Raw genomic sequence first — 17,641 nt, 5'->3', positions numbered from 1 at the left:
GACTCCTGTGGGAAAGCGAGACAGCCGACACCCCGCACTAAGCGTAGTGTAGGAGGAGGCTCGGCGCTCGCCCACGGAAAGCGAACAGAGTCGTGCTAAATCCAATTAGCGGATATTTAATAGAACACCACATTTATGTGGCGAATGTAGGATTTGCGTCTATCGGCTACGGCTTTCGACGCAGAAGGAGGGTCGCTGTGACCAACATCCTGTTGCCCTAGAGACTTGGCAGTTTGTCCGCGGTAAGCGAGTGGATTTTCGGCAGGTGATCACATGATCTTTTAACAGACCTTTTGAACAAAATATTAACTTTATCTCTAGACTGTACATTTTTTTGTACAGTTTTTTCTTTACGTTTTAATAAATCTTTTGTATGCTAATACATATAAGTGGTCAGACCACTTTGTAATAAATGGAAGAGTGAGGATTGGATGAATCCAAAAAACAACTCAAGAAAAATGTTTTTAGAAATAGTCAAGCAGCTAAGACAGCTTATTCATGATGAACAAGTTGCGGTGGGTGGTAAGCTACCTTCCGAAAGAGAACTTGCAGAACGTTTACAAGTAGGTAGATCAACTGTAAGGGAAGCACTTAGAAGCTTAGAGCTATTAGGATTAATTGAAACAAGAAGAGGAGAGGGAACTTTTCTTTCCGATTATCGTAAACATCAATTAGTGGAATTATTATCCACTTTTATATTGCAAGAGTCTAAGTCGAAGGAAGATGTTCACACGACAAGAGAGGCTTTAGAAAAAGATGCCATTCGAACGATTTGTCTGACAGAGCATCTTCAAAAACTAACAATTTGGGATGCATTTGTAGAAAGATTACTACAAGAAGAAGTGCTTCGAGAGGATATTATTAGAGAAATACTCATTATATCTGATAATAGACTTGGATTAAAAATTTGGTTTTTATTAAAACAGTTTGCTGGAGAGCCATATCGCAGTTACATGGATTCAGAAGAGAAAAGAGCCTGGATACAGCTTCTGACATCCTTGCAAAATGGGGATGAGCAGCTTGCCGTATCTTTTTATAATGAATGGCTTTTGTTAATGAATAGGGGAGAAGTTTAAATGAGTATTCGAGATATATTTAGAAAAAATCAGAAAAAGAAATATGCAACGATTCCTACCGAGAGAGCAAAAAATGATGTGCCAGAAGGAATTATGATGAAATGTCCGGAGTGTAGAAAAAATGTGTTTACAAAGGACCTCATGAAAAATTTAAAAGTTTGTCCTTCGTGTGATCATCATATGAAAATGACGGCTTTTGAACGCGTTGAAATCTTTTTAGATGAAGGGTCCTTTGTATCGATGGATGACCATTTAGAAACAATAAATCCACTAAACTTTCCTGGTTATACGGAAAAGGTTAAATCAGATGCAAAAAAGACTGGCCTAAATGAAGCTGTCTTAACAGGTGTTGGACAACTAGAAGGTCAACAAGTTGTAGTTGCTATAATGGATTCTCATTTTAGAATGGGTTCAATGGGCTCGGTAGTCGGGGAAAAAATTACAAGAGCGGTTGAAAAAGCGACAGAACTTCGTGTACCTTTCATTATTTTCACTGCAAGTGGTGGAGCAAGGATGCAAGAAGGGGTATTATCCCTCATGCAAATGGCGAAAACTTCCGTAGCGTTAAGAAGACATAGTGATCATGGTCTTCTATATATTTCGATTTTGACTCACCCGACAACAGGAGGAGTTTCTGCAAGTTTTGCTTCCGTTGGAGATATTAATATTGCAGAGCCAAAAGCCTTAATTGGATTTGCAGGTCGAAGAGTAATCGAGCAAACTGTTCGCGAAAAACTTCCAGAAGATTTTCAAACCGCGGAATTTTTATTGGATCATGGTCAGTTGGATGCGGTAATACACAGAAAAGATATGCGAGAAACAGTAGCATTACTTGTTCAAATGCATGAGCGTAAGGAGGTATCCCCATGGTAAAAGCACTACCGTTTGAAGAGCCAATTATTCAACTGAAAAATAAAATAATTGAACTAAAAGAATACACTGTAAATGCAGAAGTAGATATGACAGTAGAAATTGAAAATTTAGAAGATCGATTAAGAAAATTAGAACAAGAAATTTATGAAAATATGGAACCTTGGGACCGTGTACAAGTAGCCCGCCATCCAAATCGTCCGACGACAAGAGACTATATTCAATTATTATGTACAGATTTTATTGAACTTCATGGAGACCGTTTGTATGGGGATGATGCGGCAATCATAGGCGGAATAGCTTTATTAGACGGAAAACCAATTACTATTATTGGGCATCAGCGAGGCCTCGATACGAAAGAAAACATTAGACGTAATTTTGGGATGCCACATCCAGAGGGATACCGAAAAGCATTACGTTTAATGAAACAAGCGGAAAAATTTAATCGTCCAATTATATGTTTTATCGATACTAAAGGAGCTTATCCAGGTAAAGCTGCAGAAGAGCGAGGTCAAAGTGAAGCAATCGCTAGGAACTTAGTAGAAATGGCTGGCTTAAAAGTTCCGGTAATTAGTGTCGTAATCGGCGAAGGTGGTAGTGGTGGAGCACTAGCTTTAGGAGTTGCTAATCACATTCATATGTTAGAGAACTCTACTTACTCCGTAATCTCACCAGAAGGAGCAGCTTCTATTTTATGGAAAGATTCATCTCTTGCGAAGCAAGCTGCTGAAGCGATGAAGATTACAGCACCTGATTTAAAAGAAATGAATATTATTGATACGATTGTTCGAGAAGTACATGGGGGTGCTCATAGAGACCTAGATGCACAAGCAACGTATATGAAAGAAGCACTTATTAACTCTTTACAACAACTATGTGAGCTTTCAGCAGATGAATTGATTGAAAATCGTTATGCTAAGTTTAAAAATATTGGGGAGTTCACGGAGGGAAATGCGTCTAGATAAGACGCATTTTTTTTTTAAGCCATTTCGTGATAAGCTTATTTTATTAAATACATAGGGTGGAGGGGAATTAGTTGAAGCGCATAGGTGTATTAACAAGTGGAGGAGACGCTCCGGGCATGAATGCTGCAATTCGTGCAGTTGTCAGAAAAGCAATTTATGAAGGACTTGAAGTAGTAGGTATATTTCATGGCTATCAAGGCTTAATTGATGGGAATATGGAATTACTAAATCTCGGTTCTGTGGGTGATATTATTCAACGTGGAGGAACGAAGCTATATTCTGCCAGATGTCCAGAGTTCCGGACAGAAGAAGGACAACGCAAAGCAATAGAGCAGTTAAGAGCAAATGATATTGAAGGGTTAGTTATTATTGGAGGCGATGGTTCTTATCGTGGATCTATGACCTTAACGAAAAATGGATTTCCATGCGTTGGTATACCAGGGACTATTGATAATGATATTCCAGGTACAGATTATACATTAGGCTTTGATACGGCGCTAAATACGGTCATAGATTGTATTGATAAAATAAGAGACACGGCAACCTCACATGATCGAACGTTTATTATTGAAGTAATGGGAAGAGATGCTGGTGATCTTGCATTATGGGCAGGTCTTGCAGGAGGCGCGGAAACAATTATTATTCCAGAAATTAAAATAAATATGGAAGAAGTTGTGGAACGTTTACAAAGTGGACATGCACGTGGTAAGAAACATAGTATTATTATTGTGGCAGAAGGAGTTATGAGTGGCTCGGAATTTGCATTAAAACTAATGGAACATGCAAATATTGAAACTAGAGTTTCAGTGCTTGGTCATATTCAACGTGGCGGTTCTCCAACTGGTCGCGATCGAGTGCTTGCAAGTATGTTCGGTGCTAGGGCAGTCGAAGTTTTACTAGCAGGTAACGGAGGGCGTGCGGTTGGCATCCAGAATCATCAAGTGGTAGACTATGATATGATGGAAGCATTTGAAAAGATAGAAGATTTTGATACGAATATGTATCAATTATCGAAAGAATTATCTATTTAATCAGCTAAATATTTCTTTAATTAGAAAGGACTGTACTATGAGAAAAACTAAAATAGTTTGTACAATTGGACCTGCAAGTGAATCGGAGGAAATGTTAGAAAAATTAATTGAAGCTGGAATGAATGTTGCCCGATTAAATTTTTCACATGGTAGCCATGAAGAGCATGCGGCTAGAATTAAAACAATAAAAGCGGTATCTAAAAAACTAGGGAAAATTGTTGGGATCTTATTAGATACAAAAGGTCCTGAAATTCGAACACATAAAATGGAGAATGATTCTATTGAATTGATTTCTGGACAAACAATCGATATTTCCATGACGGAAGTGTTAGGAAACACAGAACGTTTCTCTATTTCCTATGAGAAGTTAATCGAAGACGTACAGGAAGGTTCTATTATATTACTTGATGACGGATTAATTGAGTTAATTGTGAAAAAGATTAATATAAGTGATGGAATTATTTCAACATACGTTCAAAATGCTGGTACGTTAAAAAATAATAAAGGTGTAAATGTTCCAGGAGTATCTGTCCAATTACCAGGAATAACAGAAAAGGATGCAAAGGATATTTTGTTTGGAATAGAGCAAGATGTAGATTTCATCGCGGCATCCTTTGTACGACGTGCAAAAGATGTATTAGAAATTAGAGAGCTTTTAGAAAAAAATAATGGTGCTCAGATTCAAATCATCCCTAAAATTGAAAACCAAGAAGGCGTAGATAATATTGATGAAATTATTCTAGTTTCGGATGGCTTAATGGTTGCAAGGGGAGATCTTGGTGTTGAAATTCCTGCAGAAGAAGTTCCATTAGTGCAAAAAAGTCTTATTCAAAAATGTAATGAAGCTGGAAAGCCAGTAATAACTGCAACTCAAATGTTAGATTCTATGCAACGTAATCCAAGACCAACTCGTGCAGAAGCGAGTGATGTTGCAAATGCAATTTTTGACGGAACAGATGCAATTATGCTTTCTGGAGAAACTGCAGCTGGTTTATATCCAGTCGAAGCAGTTCAAACGATGGACAAAATTGCAAAGCGAACAGAAAACGCTGTAGATTATCGGGCGAATGTAACGAAGCTAAGTAAAGCTAGAGAAGTAAACTTAACAGATGCGATTGGACAAGCTGCAGCGCATACAGCGATCAACTTAAAAGTGAAAGCTGTCATTGCTCCTACAGAAAGTGGCTATACTGCTAAAATGATTGCTAAGTTTAGACCGGGAGTTCCAATTATTGCAGTCACTTCCTCTATTACACCTTCTCGAAAATTGACGCTTGTATGGGGTGTTTACCCGATTGTTGGGAGGAAAGCACAATCTACAGACGAAATTTTAGAAGTAGCAGTCGAGGAAAGTATACTACATCATTATGTAACTCATGGAGATCTTGTGGTCATTACAGCAGGAGTTCCTGTTGGAGAAGCTGGTACTACTAACTTGATGAAAGTACATATAATTGGTGATATGGTTGCGAAAGGCCAAGGAATCGGTAGAATGACTGCATTTGGTAAAGCCCTTGTTGTAAATAATGCGAAAGAGTTAGAAGGAAAAGATACTTCCAATAGTATTATTGTAACAATTGGCTCCGACAAAGATATGATTCCTGGAATTGAAAAATGCAAAGGGCTTATTACGGAAGAGGGCGGCTTAACAAGTCACGCGGCAGTAGTAGGTTTAAGCTTAGGAATTCCAGTCATTGTTGGCGTTGAAAATGCGACTAAATTAATTGAAAATGGTCAAGAATTAACGATAGATTCTGTAACTGGTGTAATTTATCATGGTCATGCAAGTATTATTTAATAGTAATAGCCTCACCCAGTGAGGCAACACCTTTAAATTAAGATTTTTCTACAACATAATGCCTCACCCAAAAGGGTGAGGCAATTATTATATATATGGAAGGTGAATGTATGAAATGGATTATTAGTTTGTTCATCATAATTCCTGCAATTGAGTTATATATTTTACTCCTATCCGGTAAAACAATAGGTGTTGGAAATACGTTTCTTTTAATAATAGCAAGTGGAGTGATCGGTGGATATTTTGCGAAAAAACAAGGTATGAAAGCATTCCGAGAAGTTTCAGATAGTGTGAAGAATTATCAAGCACCCGGTCAAGCTGCCATAAATGGAATTTGCATTTTTGTTGGCGCGATTTTAGTAGTGCTCCCAGGTTTCATTTCAGATATCCTTGGCTTCATGCTTTTATTTGCTCCAACTCGAAAATTATTTAAACCAATTATTTATCGATGGATTCGAAAAAAAATGAAAAATGGTCAAGTTATTGTGATGAAGTCTTCGTAAGGCTCTCCCACTTATTTGCGAACAAATAAATAAATGGGCTAAATAATATACCTATAAACCCAAATAATAAAATGGCTGCCGCGCTTAGAAAGAATACGTGGACAGCCTTTATTTGCATAGAGGCAGACCAAAGCATAGAGTCGACAATATGTCTTGTTAATTGAACAAATAGATAGAGAAGTAAAATGATTGTGCCGACCATCTGTTCATCCATCAGAAAGAAATATACACTAAGCGGAATTAGAATGAGGCCAGTACCTAAAAAAGGGATACTATCTACTAATGAAATTAGAAAAGCGTATTTTATGGGATTATGTAAGCCTAAAACACTAAATCCGATGGATAATAGAATCAAGGTTAGTAAAAAAAGTTTTAACCCCACAGACAAAAATTTATTTACGACAACAGAGGCCTTTATCAGAGCCCTTTGAAAAAAGGAGCGAGATTTTTTAGGAAAGTAAACGAGAAACCAAAGACGATCTTTTGTAGATTCGGTTAGTGAAAAAAATAACCCAATACTAAAAAGGAACACTTCAAAAAAATAAGAAGGTAGATGGGTGAGATTTATTAATAGATTATTTAATAACTTATTTAATAATTCCTGAAACTCCCCTTCAAACATTAAAAAGATTGGATGCTTTTGTAATTGATCGATTGGTAATAGGACTACATGGTCGTGTATAAGTGGGATGAGATCGATTAATGTCTGCACTATAAAGAATAGAAATAATAAAACTCCTGTTAAAATCAGTGCTTCTGTTAACAAAACACTAAAAATAATTGGCATTTTTATTTTACTATAGAAGAAATTTGTAATTGGGAATAGAAAGTAACCACATAATATAGCCAATGAAAGAGGATAAGCAATAAATAATATTAGTATAATTATTCCAATTGGAACCCAATAAGTCACGATTTCTTTTTTATTTATTTGCAGAGCAATCATTTTCATCCATTCTTTTCAATAAATTAGGAGATTGAAATTTCTTATTTATTTTATTTCAAGCGTTTTCATTCACAAATTCGCCAATTATGATATATAATATGAGAGTAAAGAATTCAGGAAACATAATACATACAGATAGTATTTCGGTTTACGAAAGAGGTAGAGCGAATTATTGTACTGTTGAAAGGGAGATATAAAAATGACAGCAACTCGTGGTTTAGAAGGAATTGTAGCAACGCAGACAGCCATCAGTTCTATTATTGATGACACACTTACATACGTTGGCTATGATATCGATGATTTAGCAACTAATGCAAGCTTTGAAGAGGTTGTGTACTTACTGTGGCATAAGCGCCTACCAAAAGCAGCAGAGCTATCAGAACTAAAACAACAATTAGCTGATAATATGGCAGTCCCTCAAGAAGTTTTAAATCACTTCAAAACTTATCCAATTGATAAAGTTCATCCAATGTCTGCTCTAAGAACAGCAGTCTCTATGCTAGCATTATATGATGATGCAGCTGAAGATATGTCCGAGGAAGCAAACTACTTAAAAGCAATTCAACTGCAAGCAAAACTTTCCACTTTAGTTACTGCATTCTCACGTGTACGTAGAGGTCTAGATCCAGTTGCTCCTAGAAATGATTTAGGGTATGCTGCAAACTTCTTGTACATGCTTTCAGGTACACTTCCAGAAGATATTGAGGTCGAAGCATTTGATAAAGCACTTGTACTACATGCAGATCATGAGTTAAATGCATCTACATTTACTGCACGTGTATGTGTGGCAACTTTATCTGATATTTACTCGGGGGTTGTAGCTGCAATTGGCGCACTAAAAGGACCACTTCACGGTGGAGCTAATGAACAAGTAATGAAAATGTTAACTGAAATCGACTCACTTGATAAAGTGGACGAGTATATTAAAGCTAAATTAGATAATAAAGAAAAAATTATGGGCTTTGGTCACCGTGTATATAGAAAAGGTGATCCACGTGCAAAACATTTACGTGAAATGTCTAAAAAGCTGACTACACTTCGTGGAGAATCAAAACTATATGATATGTCGATTCGCATTGAAGAAATAGTTACTGGTCAAAAGAAACTTCCACCTAACGTAGATTTTTATTCTGCTTCTGTATATCATTCTCTAAATATTGATCATGACCTATTTACACCTATTTTTGCTGTTTCACGTGTATCTGGTTGGACTGCTCATATCCTTGAGCAATATGCAGACAACCGTTTAATTCGTCCACGTGCTGAATATGTTGGACCGGGTATGCAAACGTATATTCCGATCGAAGAAAGATAAGAATAATTTTTTAAATAGAAAGGGCTTTAACATATTGTCTTTATGGCCCTATGATTATAATAGTAGGAGGAAATAACAAATGTCATCAGGTAAAATTACAGTAGAAAACGGTGTTCTTAACGTACCAAACACAGCAGTAATTCCTTTCATCGAGGGAGACGGAACGGGTCCGGATATCTGGGCTGCAGCATCACGTGTATTAGAAGCTTCAGTAGAAAAAGCTTATAATGGTGAAAAGAAAATTGAATGGAAAGAAGTTCTTGCAGGTCAAAAAGCGTTCGACCAAACAGGCGAATGGTTACCTCAAGAAACTTTAGACGTTATTAATGAGTATTTAATTGCTATTAAAGGTCCTTTAACTACACCAATCGGTGGAGGTATTCGTTCATTAAACGTAGCATTACGTCAAGAGCTTGACTTATATACTTGCCTACGTCCAGTTCGTTATTTCACTGGAGTACCTTCTCCTGTTAAACGTCCAGAAGATACAGATATGGTTATCTTCCGTGAAAACACAGAAGATATCTACGCAGGTATCGAGTATGCAAAAGGAACAGACAATGCTAAAAAATTAATTGACTTCTTAAAAACAGAATTCGGTGTTAAAAACATTCGTTTCCCTGAAACTTCTGGAATCGGGATCAAGCCAATCTCTGAAGAAGGAACTAAGCGTTTAGTACGTGCTGCTTTAAACTACATCATTAAAGAAGGTCGTACTTCTTTAACATTAGTTCATAAAGGGAATATCATGAAGTTTACTGAAGGAGCTTTCAAAACTTGGGGTTACGAAGTAGCTGAACAAGAATTCGCAGATAAAGTATTCACTTGGAATCAATACGATCAAATTAAAGAAGAACAAGGCACAGAAGCTGCTGATAAAGCACAATCTGAAGCTCTTGCAGCTGGAAAAATCTTAGTAAAAGATTCAATCGCTGATATCTTCTTACAACAAATTTTAACTCGTCCAAAAGAGTTCGATGTAGTTGCTACAATGAACTTAAATGGAGATTATATTTCTGATGCATTAGCTGCTCAAGTTGGTGGTATTGGTATCGCACCAGGTGCTAACATTAACTATGTAACTGGACATGCTATTTTCGAAGCAACTCACGGAACAGCTCCAAAATATGCTGGTCTTGATAAAGTAAACCCATCTTCTGTAATTCTTTCAGGTGTATTAATGCTTGAACACCTTGGTTGGAATGAAGCGGCAAAACTAATCATGGATTCAATGGAAAAATCTATTGCTTCTAAAGTAGTAACATACGACTTTGCTCGTTTAATGGACGGCGCAACAGAAGTGAAATGTTCCGAATTCGCTGACGAACTAATTAAAAACATGTAAGCTGAAAACGAAATTTGGTTTTTAGGAAGGGAATTTCCCTTCCTTTACGTTAGAACAAAAGGAGAGTTTTCTAATGACATTAAAAAGAAATAAAATCTCAGTAATCGGTGGCGGATTTACAGGTGCTACAACTGCATTCTTATTAGCTCAAAAAGAACTTGGAGATGTTGTATTAGTTGACATTCCCCAAGCTGAAAACCCAACTAAAGGGAAAGCTTTAGATATGGCGGAGGCAGGTCCAGTTCAAGGATTTGACGCTAACATTATCGGTACTTCAAATTATGAAGATACAAAAGACTCAGACGTAGTAATAATTACTGCTGGGATTGCACGTAAACCAGGTATGAGCCGTGACGATTTAGTTCAAACAAACCAAAAAGTAATGAAAGCTGTAACAAGCGAAATCGTAAAATATTCTCCAAATACAACAATCCTTGTATTAACTAACCCTGTTGATGCGATGACTTACACGGTATATAAAGAATCAGGCTTACCAAAAGAACGCGTAATCGGTCAATCAGGTGTACTAGATACAGCTCGTTTCCGTACGTTTGTTGCACAAGAATTAAACCTATCTGTTAAAGATGTAACTGGTTTCGTTCTTGGTGGACATGGTGATGACATGGTTCCTCTAGTAAGGTATTCGTATGCTGGTGGTATCCCATTAGAAAAATTAATTGACGCTTCTCGTTTAGAAGAAATCGTTGACCGTACACGTAAAGGTGGAGCTGAAATCGTTAACCTTCTTGGAAATGGTTCTGCTTACTATGCTCCTGCTGCATCTTTAGTAGAAATGGCTGAAGCTATTCTTAAAGACCAAAAACGTGTTTTACCATCAATCGCTTACTTAGAAGGCGAATATGGTATGAACGGAATTTATCTTGGTGTTCCAACTGTCCTAGGTGCAGGTGGGATTGAGAAAATTATTGAATTAGAACTAACAGAGGATGAAAAAGCGTTATTAAGCAAATCTGCTGAATCAGTTAAAGCAGTAATGGACGTTTTAGCATAATCTATAATAAGATTGGGGCTGTCCAATAAGCCCATAAATTGAAGCAGGTGTAGAAAAACGAGTCTTTTTCTACACCTGTTTTTTTGCATACTTTTTATAAAACTACTATTTTTTGTAGGCAATTGAATGTAGTGGAAGACGGCGACTCCAGCGAGAATAGCAAATGTTTTCTGCACCGAAAGCGAAGCGGCAGGTGCATGAGCTGATGGCCCCGCAGGAGCGAACAAAGGAACAAAGGCTAAGAACGCCACCTCGAATGGAAGGCAATCTAAGTTCGCCGCGTCCTGCGGCAACGATTGCATGACCCACATCCTGTGGGCCTCAACGCCTTCGTGACCAACATCGTGTTGGCCTGAGGAGACTGAAGCCATGCCCGCGGAAAGCGTCCGTCTGGAACGGAAATCAATACATTGGAAAAGGGACCATCTCTCAGTCACTATATGACTTTAGGGACAGCCGCTTTTTGGGCTTTAGGAAATTATAAAATCTACGTCATGTGGATAACTTTCAGGGGCTATACGCTTTTCTTATTGTCTAGGTAATTAATGCTACATTAACCGTCAATACTCTAGCACCTTGCACTTTTATTGTACTTATTGTTAAGATAGAAGTAGTTTACTGACGAGGGGATGAAGTATCGTTGTTAGGTAAAATAAGGAAAATGGGAAGAAACATTGAAGAGTTAATTGTTGGAGAAAAATTAATGATTACTGAAAAAATAGAAGACAAAGACTTACTTCTTTATTTGGGGTTAACAAATGATAATAATCCTTTGTATATTCAGCGTGATTTTGCCTCTAAATCAATTTACGAAAATCCTATTGTTCCACCGATCATGTTGACGGGTATAATTACTTCTGCTTTATCAAAGTATTTGCCTGGACCAGGCTCTCATTTAACAAGGCAAATCGTCTCCTTTCCAACGCCAACCTATCATTATGCTATTGTAACGTTCAATTTTGAGGTAAAAGAGGTTCATGTACATGCTAATGAAGTAGTCATTTATGTAAACGCACAAAATGAGCAAAACGATACGGTCGTGGACGGTATATTTCATGTGACACCACCAGTTAAAGAAAACTAGAAGTTCCTATACAAAGTTCATGTTTCAGTCAATGATTTGGAATGGGGGTTTCAAATCGACTTTGGAGGCCAAAAAAATGAAAAAAGTATTAGTTGTAGATGATGAAAGCTCAATAGTAACATTATTAAAATACAATCTAGAAGATGCTGGTTTTGAAGTAATAACTGCTAGTGATGGGTTGGAAGGATTAAATCTTGCTCTAGAGGAGAATCCAGATGTTATCGTGCTGGACTGGATGTTGCCGCATATGGATGGAATGGAAGTATGTAAAGAGCTTCGTATAAAAAAAATCCAAACACCAATTATTATGCTTACAGCAAAAGATGAAGAATTCGATAAAGTGCTTGGCCTAGAATTAGGTGCGGATGACTACATGACAAAACCGTTTAGTCCTCGAGAAGTTACAGCACGCGTCAAGGCAATGATTCGTCGGTCTGGTATGTCATCTGACCACCAAAATAGCCAAAAGCAAACTTCCGAAGAAACTTATACATTTGGTTCATTACAAGTTTTCCCTGAGCGATTTGAAGTATTACTAAACAATGGACCAATTGAGTTTACTCCAAAGGAATTTGAGTTACTTGTTTATTTAATTGAAAATAAAAATAGGGTGCTTACGAGAGACCAACTATTAAGTGCGGTATGGAATTATGATTTTGCGGGAGATACACGAATTGTTGATGTTCATATTAGTCATTTAAGAGAGAAAATTGAAGAAAATACCAGAAAGCCTATCTTTATCAAAACAATACGTGGTCTTGGATATAAGTTTGAGGAGCCGAAGTCTTCATGAAGAAGACATTTCAATCCCAAATATTAAGAACGTATTCTATAATAATTGGGTTAATATTAGCTGGTCTAGGTCTTATTCTTGGACAGCTTTTTCCTATTTTTTGGGAACATTCAACAAAGGTCCATTTAGACGCTAAAATGGATGATGTAGCCGATTATTTAGAAGCAACAGGACTTTCTAAAAAAGAGCAAGCGGATATAACGGAAATATTGTCATCTACAATACATTATAAAGATATGACAAATGAACAACATTCGCTTTGGTTATATTTATTTTTTGCATTATTGATAGCGTTTATTCTTGCAATATTTCTTGGTTCCAATATATTTAAAAAATATGCACAACCTATTGAGCATTTAACGGAGACTGCAATGGAACTTGCAAGGGGGAACTATCGAATTAGAGCTTTTGAAGACGATTTTTCTGGTATGTCGAAGTTGAGTAATTCTATTAATATACTAGCCCGTAATTTACATGATATTTCAGTTATGCGAGAAACAGAGAAAGAGCGTTTGAAAACGTTAATTGAAAACATGGGTAGTGGTCTAATTATGATTGATCGTAATGGCATTGTCACTATCGTAAATCGATCATTTTTAAATCAATTGCAAATTTCATTGGAGGATGTAGATGGCAAACTATTTCGTAAAATCGGACTTCCTGAAAAAATAGAAGCTTTTATTGATAAGTTATTTTTAACAGAATCTTTAAATCGAGAGCAAATACAGATTCAACGTAATTTACATACCTATTATATGAATGCGTATGGGGCTCCTGTTATTGGTGAACATGGAAGATGGCTAGGTATTGTTGTGGTCATGCATGATATTACAGAGCTTGTTAAGCTAGAGCAAATTAGAAAAGATTTTGTTGCTAATGTTTCGCATGAGTTAAAAACGCCTGTTACCTCGATTAAAGGTTTTTCAGAGACGCTATTGTATGGTGCTTACAAAAATGAAGAAACATTACTTTCTTTTTTAGAAATTATTCATAAGGAAAGTAATCGTTTGCAAATGCTTATAAATGATCTCTTGGATCTTTCAAAAGTAGAGCAAGTTGGATTTGAAATATCACTCCAAAAAGTGAAGCTGAACAACGTGTTAAATCGAAGTATTGAAATGACAACACACTTAGTAGAAGAAAAAAATATGGATATAGCTGCAAACATAGATGATAGTGTAGAGGTTCTCGGAGATCCAAACCGCATCATGCAAATTATGATGAACTTACTGGGGAATGCGATTAACTATTCAACTGAAAATACTACTGTACATATTTCCATTTATAAAAACGAGAAATATGGCATCTTTCAAATAGAAGACCAAGGAATTGGCATTAGCAAAGAAGAAATTAATCGAATTTTTGAGCGTTTTTATCGCGTAGATCGTGCGAGAAGTCGAAACTCAGGTGGTACAGGTCTTGGACTTGCGATTGTAAAGCATTTAGTTGAAGCACATCATGGTTTGATAAAAGTAGAAAGTGAAGTTGGGAAGGGGACAAGTTTTACTGTGTCCATCCCACTTGTTAAAAGTTAATGGAGGTCAATATGAAGAACCAATCTTTTATCCCGATTATTATTGGGACAGATATAAATGCCTATAATATGGCAATTTCATTTCATGAAGAATACGGTATTAAGCCAATATTAGTTGGTAAAGAGGAAATGTCGTTTACTAAATGGAGCAGTATTATTGAACGAATAGAAATTCATTCTAACTTATGGGACAAAACAGAATTTGTTGCAGTTTTAAGTGAAGTGGCAAAAAAATATAAAGCACCTGGCAAACAATTATTATTAATCGGAACAAATGATTTCTATGTTCGTTTAATTATAGAAAATACAGAAGCCTTAAAAGAAATGTATGTATTTAACTATATGTCGGAAGAATTAATGAATAATCTTCTTGTAAAATCGAATTTTTATAAACTTTGTGAAGAGCATGGAATAGATGTCCCAAAAACCTATAACTATTCTTGTGCAAAAAAAGAGCCTTTTACAGAAGAAGTATTATTCCCATTAATTATTAAGCCAAGTAATGGTGTTCAATATTATAAAAATAAATTTCCAGGGCAACAAAAGGTTTACAAGGTAGAAACGCACGAAGAGTTAAATAATGTAATCAACCAAGTGAATGCAAGTGGCTATCAAGAGGATCTAATTATTCAAGATTTCATTCCTGGTGATGACACATATATGTGGGATTCTGTTTTTTATATGAATTCAAAAGGTAAAGCGCAACTGAGCACACTGGCACAAGTAGTGTTACAAGAACATACAGTGACTGCTATTGGAAATTATACAGCACTTATCACGAGATATAATGAAGACCTAATGAAAAAGCTTCAACACTTTTTAGAAGCGGTAGGATATGTAGGTTTTGCAAACTTTGATTTGAAGTTCGATGAACGGGACGGAAAATTTAAAGTGTTCGAAGTAAATATTAGACAAGGACGTTCTAGTTATTATACGACTGCTCTTGGGCATAATATGGCACGATATTTTGTGGATGATGTGATCCATGAAAAAGAAAAACCCCTTACGCTATTAAATGAACATTATTTGTTTACGGTAGTCCCTAAGATTGTATTAAAAAAATTTGTTGACAATAAAGAAATTCAAAAAGAAGTTCGCATGTTACTTAAAGCAGGAAAATGGGGAAATCCTTTATTTTATAAACAGGACAAAGATTTTAAGCGGAAGTTCTATTTGATTGCCCGCCAGTTTAATTATTATAGAAAATATAAAAATAATAATTGGTGATGAAAAATTTACAAATTATTCACAAAGTATTTACAATGGTCTGTTACATTTAATTAGACCCCTTTTCCAAACGATTTACCCAAAGAAGCTAGCGCTTGTCGCTAGCTTTTTTTATTATTTTGAAACTTATTACTAATGTATGCGTAAAGAAGGTATACATACGAAAGGGGAAAAGATATGAGTACAAAAAGATTGATGACGATCATCACTATATCCATTATTGGAATCATTTTATTATCTGCGGTATTTACTTCGTGGTATACAGTTGATGAATCGGAGCAAGCAATAGTCATAACGTTTGGAGAAGCAAGTGATCCAATCACAGAATCTGGTCTGAAATTTAAATTACCTTGGCCGATTCAAAAAGTAGAAAAACTTTCAAAAGAAACATTTAGTCTCAAATTCGGCTATAAACAAACACCTGATGGAGAGGTTACTTCTTTTGATAAGGACACAAAAATGATTACTGGAGACGACAATATTGTATTAACAGATTTAGTCGTTCAGTGGAAAATTACAAATCCAAAAGCTTATTTATTTAATTCAGAGAGTCCACAAGAATTATTACATGATGCAACATCAGCATCTATCCGTTCTGTAATCGGGAATTCGAAAATTGATGATGCCTTAACATCCGGAAAAGCACAAATAGAAGCAGATACAAATGAATTGCTAGGATCCCTAATAGAAAAATATGATATTGGAATAACAGTATTGACTGTTAAATTACAAGATGTAGAGCTACCAAATGCAGAGGTACGTTCAGCGTTTACAGCAGTAACAGACGCAGAGGAAACGAAAAATACGAAAGTAAACCAAGCAGAGAAATATGAGAATCAAAAAAAGAGTGAAGCAATCGGTGAAAAAGATGCCATTATCTCCAATGCAAATGGGTACAAGACAGCTCGTATCGAGCAAGCAAAAGGAGATATTGCGCTTTTTGATAAGCTTTATGCGGAATACCAAAATAATAAAGAGATTACAAGACAACGACTTGTAATGGAAACATTAGATGCTGTTTTACCAAATGCCCAAATCTATATTATGAATGACGACGGTGGCACGATGAAGTATTTACCACTTCAAACACTAGAATCTACAAAACAAACATCACCACCAACTTCAAAGGATACAGAAACTAAGGCTGAGGAAGGGAGTGGGCAATAATGGCAGATAATAATAATCCTTTTGCAAATATGGAATCCAAATTTAAAACCGTACAAAATAAAGCTAAAAAAGAAAAGACTCCAATTGACTATAAAAAATATACAAAGTCATTTATTGCTATTTTCATAATGTTTGTCGTTATTGTCATTGCATTTGCTAATATTTATGTTGTAAAAGAAGGCGAATACAAAATAATCCGCCAGTTCGGTGAAATTAAAGATGTAAAAGAGACGCCTGGTTTGCATATGAAAGTACCATTCATTCAAAGTGTCACAACAGTTCCAAAATATCAAATGAACTATAAACTTTCTGAAAAAGAGATTAACACGAAAGATAAGAGACGTATCATCATTGATAACTATGCAGTTTGGCGTGTTGTAAATGCAAAAGAAATGATTTCGAGTGCAGGTAGCTTAGTTGGTGCTAGTTCTCGTATGGAAGAGTTTATCTATTCTGTTGTTCGCTCAGAGCTTGGCCAACTAGAATATAGTGAAATTATAAATGATGAAAACTCATCTCGTGGTAGCCTAAACGATAAAATTACGAAGCATGTCAATGAACTACTCGAAAAGGATAAGTATGGGATCGAAGTAGTAGATGTGCGTATTAAGCGTATAGATTTACCAGAAGAAAATGAACAATCGGTTTATAATGAGATGATATCCGAAAGACAAAGTATTGCACAAAAATATTTATCTACAGGGGATGCAGATAAGCGACGTATTGAAGCTGAAACTGATCGCCAAGTGAGAGAAATGCTTGCAACTGCTAAAAAAGATGCTGCTATTATTGAAGCAGAGGGAGAAGCGGAGGCAGCGCAGATTTATAACAAATCTTTTTCAAAAGACCCTGAGTTTTACTCCCTATACCGTACGCTAGAATCGTATAAAAAAACAATTGGGGAAGATTCGATGATTATTATTCCATCTGATTCTCCTTACGCTAGAATTCTTTCTGGTTATTTAGAATAGGTTA

16 protein-coding genes are annotated in these 17,641 nt (G+C 36.1%); 15 read left to right on the top strand and 1 reads right to left on the bottom strand.

Features of this window, described 5'->3' with window-relative positions; all coding sequences use genetic code 11:
- The first annotated feature begins 431 nt into the window (after nucleotides 1-431).
- The 6 genes from MHH81_RS14195 (at nucleotide 432) to MHH81_RS14170 (ending at nucleotide 6,243) form a co-directional block, all read left to right on the top strand.
- Nucleotides 432-1,076, top strand: a complete 645-nt coding sequence (locus tag MHH81_RS14195; protein ID WP_340922318.1) for a FadR/GntR family transcriptional regulator — start codon at nucleotides 432-434, stop codon at nucleotides 1,074-1,076.
- The gene (gene accD / locus MHH81_RS14190) at nucleotides 1,077-1,949 is read left to right on the top strand and encodes an acetyl-CoA carboxylase, carboxyltransferase subunit beta (protein WP_340922316.1); all 873 of its coding nucleotides are present in this window, start codon (nucleotides 1,077-1,079) and stop codon (nucleotides 1,947-1,949) included.
- Nucleotides 1,943-2,911: an acetyl-CoA carboxylase carboxyl transferase subunit alpha gene (gene accA, locus MHH81_RS14185; protein ID WP_340922314.1), complete on the top strand. Its 969-nt coding sequence runs from the start codon at nucleotides 1,943-1,945 to the stop codon at nucleotides 2,909-2,911. The genes accD and accA overlap by 7 nt, the downstream gene beginning before the upstream one ends.
- Nucleotides 2,912-2,982: 71 nt before the next feature.
- The gene (pfkA, locus tag MHH81_RS14180) at nucleotides 2,983-3,942 is read left to right on the top strand and encodes a 6-phosphofructokinase (RefSeq protein WP_340922312.1); all 960 of its coding nucleotides are present in this window, start codon (nucleotides 2,983-2,985) and stop codon (nucleotides 3,940-3,942) included.
- A gap of 37 nt (nucleotides 3,943-3,979) precedes the next feature.
- Complete coding sequence (pyk, locus tag MHH81_RS14175; protein ID WP_340922310.1) at nucleotides 3,980-5,740, top strand: pyruvate kinase; 1,761 nt, start codon at nucleotides 3,980-3,982, stop codon at nucleotides 5,738-5,740.
- 110 nt (nucleotides 5,741-5,850) lie between these two features.
- Complete coding sequence (locus MHH81_RS14170) at nucleotides 5,851-6,243, top strand: FxsA family protein (protein ID WP_340922309.1); 393 nt, start codon at nucleotides 5,851-5,853, stop codon at nucleotides 6,241-6,243.
- On the opposite strand, the gene MHH81_RS14165 is transcribed toward MHH81_RS14170, so the two are convergent.
- Complete coding sequence (locus tag MHH81_RS14165) at nucleotides 6,221-7,189, bottom strand: AI-2E family transporter (RefSeq protein WP_340922307.1); 969 nt, start codon at nucleotides 7,187-7,189, stop codon at nucleotides 6,221-6,223. The two genes, MHH81_RS14170 and MHH81_RS14165, sit on opposite strands and share 23 nt — an antisense overlap.
- Nucleotides 7,190-7,388: 199 nt before the next feature.
- Between MHH81_RS14165 and citZ the strand changes: the two genes are divergently transcribed.
- From citZ to hflC, 9 genes are all read left to right on the top strand, one after another.
- Complete coding sequence (gene citZ, locus MHH81_RS14160) at nucleotides 7,389-8,504, top strand: citrate synthase (RefSeq protein ID WP_340922305.1); 1,116 nt, start codon at nucleotides 7,389-7,391, stop codon at nucleotides 8,502-8,504.
- 79 nt (nucleotides 8,505-8,583) lie between these two features.
- On the top strand, nucleotides 8,584-9,849 hold the full coding sequence (gene icd, locus MHH81_RS14155) for an NADP-dependent isocitrate dehydrogenase (RefSeq protein WP_340922303.1): 1,266 nt from the start codon (nucleotides 8,584-8,586) through the stop codon (nucleotides 9,847-9,849).
- 73 nt (nucleotides 9,850-9,922) lie between these two features.
- Nucleotides 9,923-10,861, top strand: a complete 939-nt coding sequence (gene mdh, locus MHH81_RS14150) for a malate dehydrogenase (protein WP_340922301.1) — start codon at nucleotides 9,923-9,925, stop codon at nucleotides 10,859-10,861.
- A gap of 661 nt (nucleotides 10,862-11,522) precedes the next feature.
- Nucleotides 11,523-11,945, top strand: coding sequence for a MaoC/PaaZ C-terminal domain-containing protein (locus MHH81_RS14145; protein ID WP_340925259.1), 423 nt, complete (start codon nucleotides 11,523-11,525; stop codon nucleotides 11,943-11,945).
- Between the two features lie 76 nt (nucleotides 11,946-12,021).
- Entirely contained in the window at nucleotides 12,022-12,738 is a 717-nt protein-coding gene (locus tag MHH81_RS14140; protein ID WP_340922299.1) for a response regulator transcription factor, read from the top strand.
- Nucleotides 12,735-14,273, top strand: a complete 1,539-nt coding sequence (gene pnpS / locus MHH81_RS14135; protein ID WP_340922297.1) for a two-component system histidine kinase PnpS — start codon at nucleotides 12,735-12,737, stop codon at nucleotides 14,271-14,273. The genes MHH81_RS14140 and pnpS overlap by 4 nt, the downstream gene beginning before the upstream one ends.
- A gap of 11 nt (nucleotides 14,274-14,284) precedes the next feature.
- Entirely contained in the window at nucleotides 14,285-15,499 is a 1,215-nt protein-coding gene (locus MHH81_RS14130) for a carboxylate--amine ligase (protein WP_340922295.1), read from the top strand.
- A 177-nt stretch (nucleotides 15,500-15,676) separates the two neighbouring features.
- Nucleotides 15,677-16,666 carry an FtsH protease activity modulator HflK gene (gene hflK / locus MHH81_RS14125; RefSeq protein WP_340922293.1) on the top strand — a complete coding sequence of 330 codons (990 nt, stop codon included), beginning with the start codon at nucleotides 15,677-15,679 and terminating at the stop codon, nucleotides 16,664-16,666.
- Between the two features lie 29 nt (nucleotides 16,667-16,695).
- Nucleotides 16,696-17,637, top strand: a complete 942-nt coding sequence (gene hflC / locus MHH81_RS14120; RefSeq protein WP_340925256.1) for a protease modulator HflC — start codon at nucleotides 16,696-16,698, stop codon at nucleotides 17,635-17,637.
- The last annotated feature ends 4 nt before the right edge of the window (nucleotides 17,638-17,641 follow it).

It is taken from the genome of Psychrobacillus sp. FSL H8-0484, assembly GCF_038005325.1.
Classification (GTDB): domain Bacteria; phylum Bacillota; class Bacilli; order Bacillales_A; family Planococcaceae; genus Psychrobacillus.
This window is presented reverse-complemented; position numbering and strand designations above follow the sequence as displayed.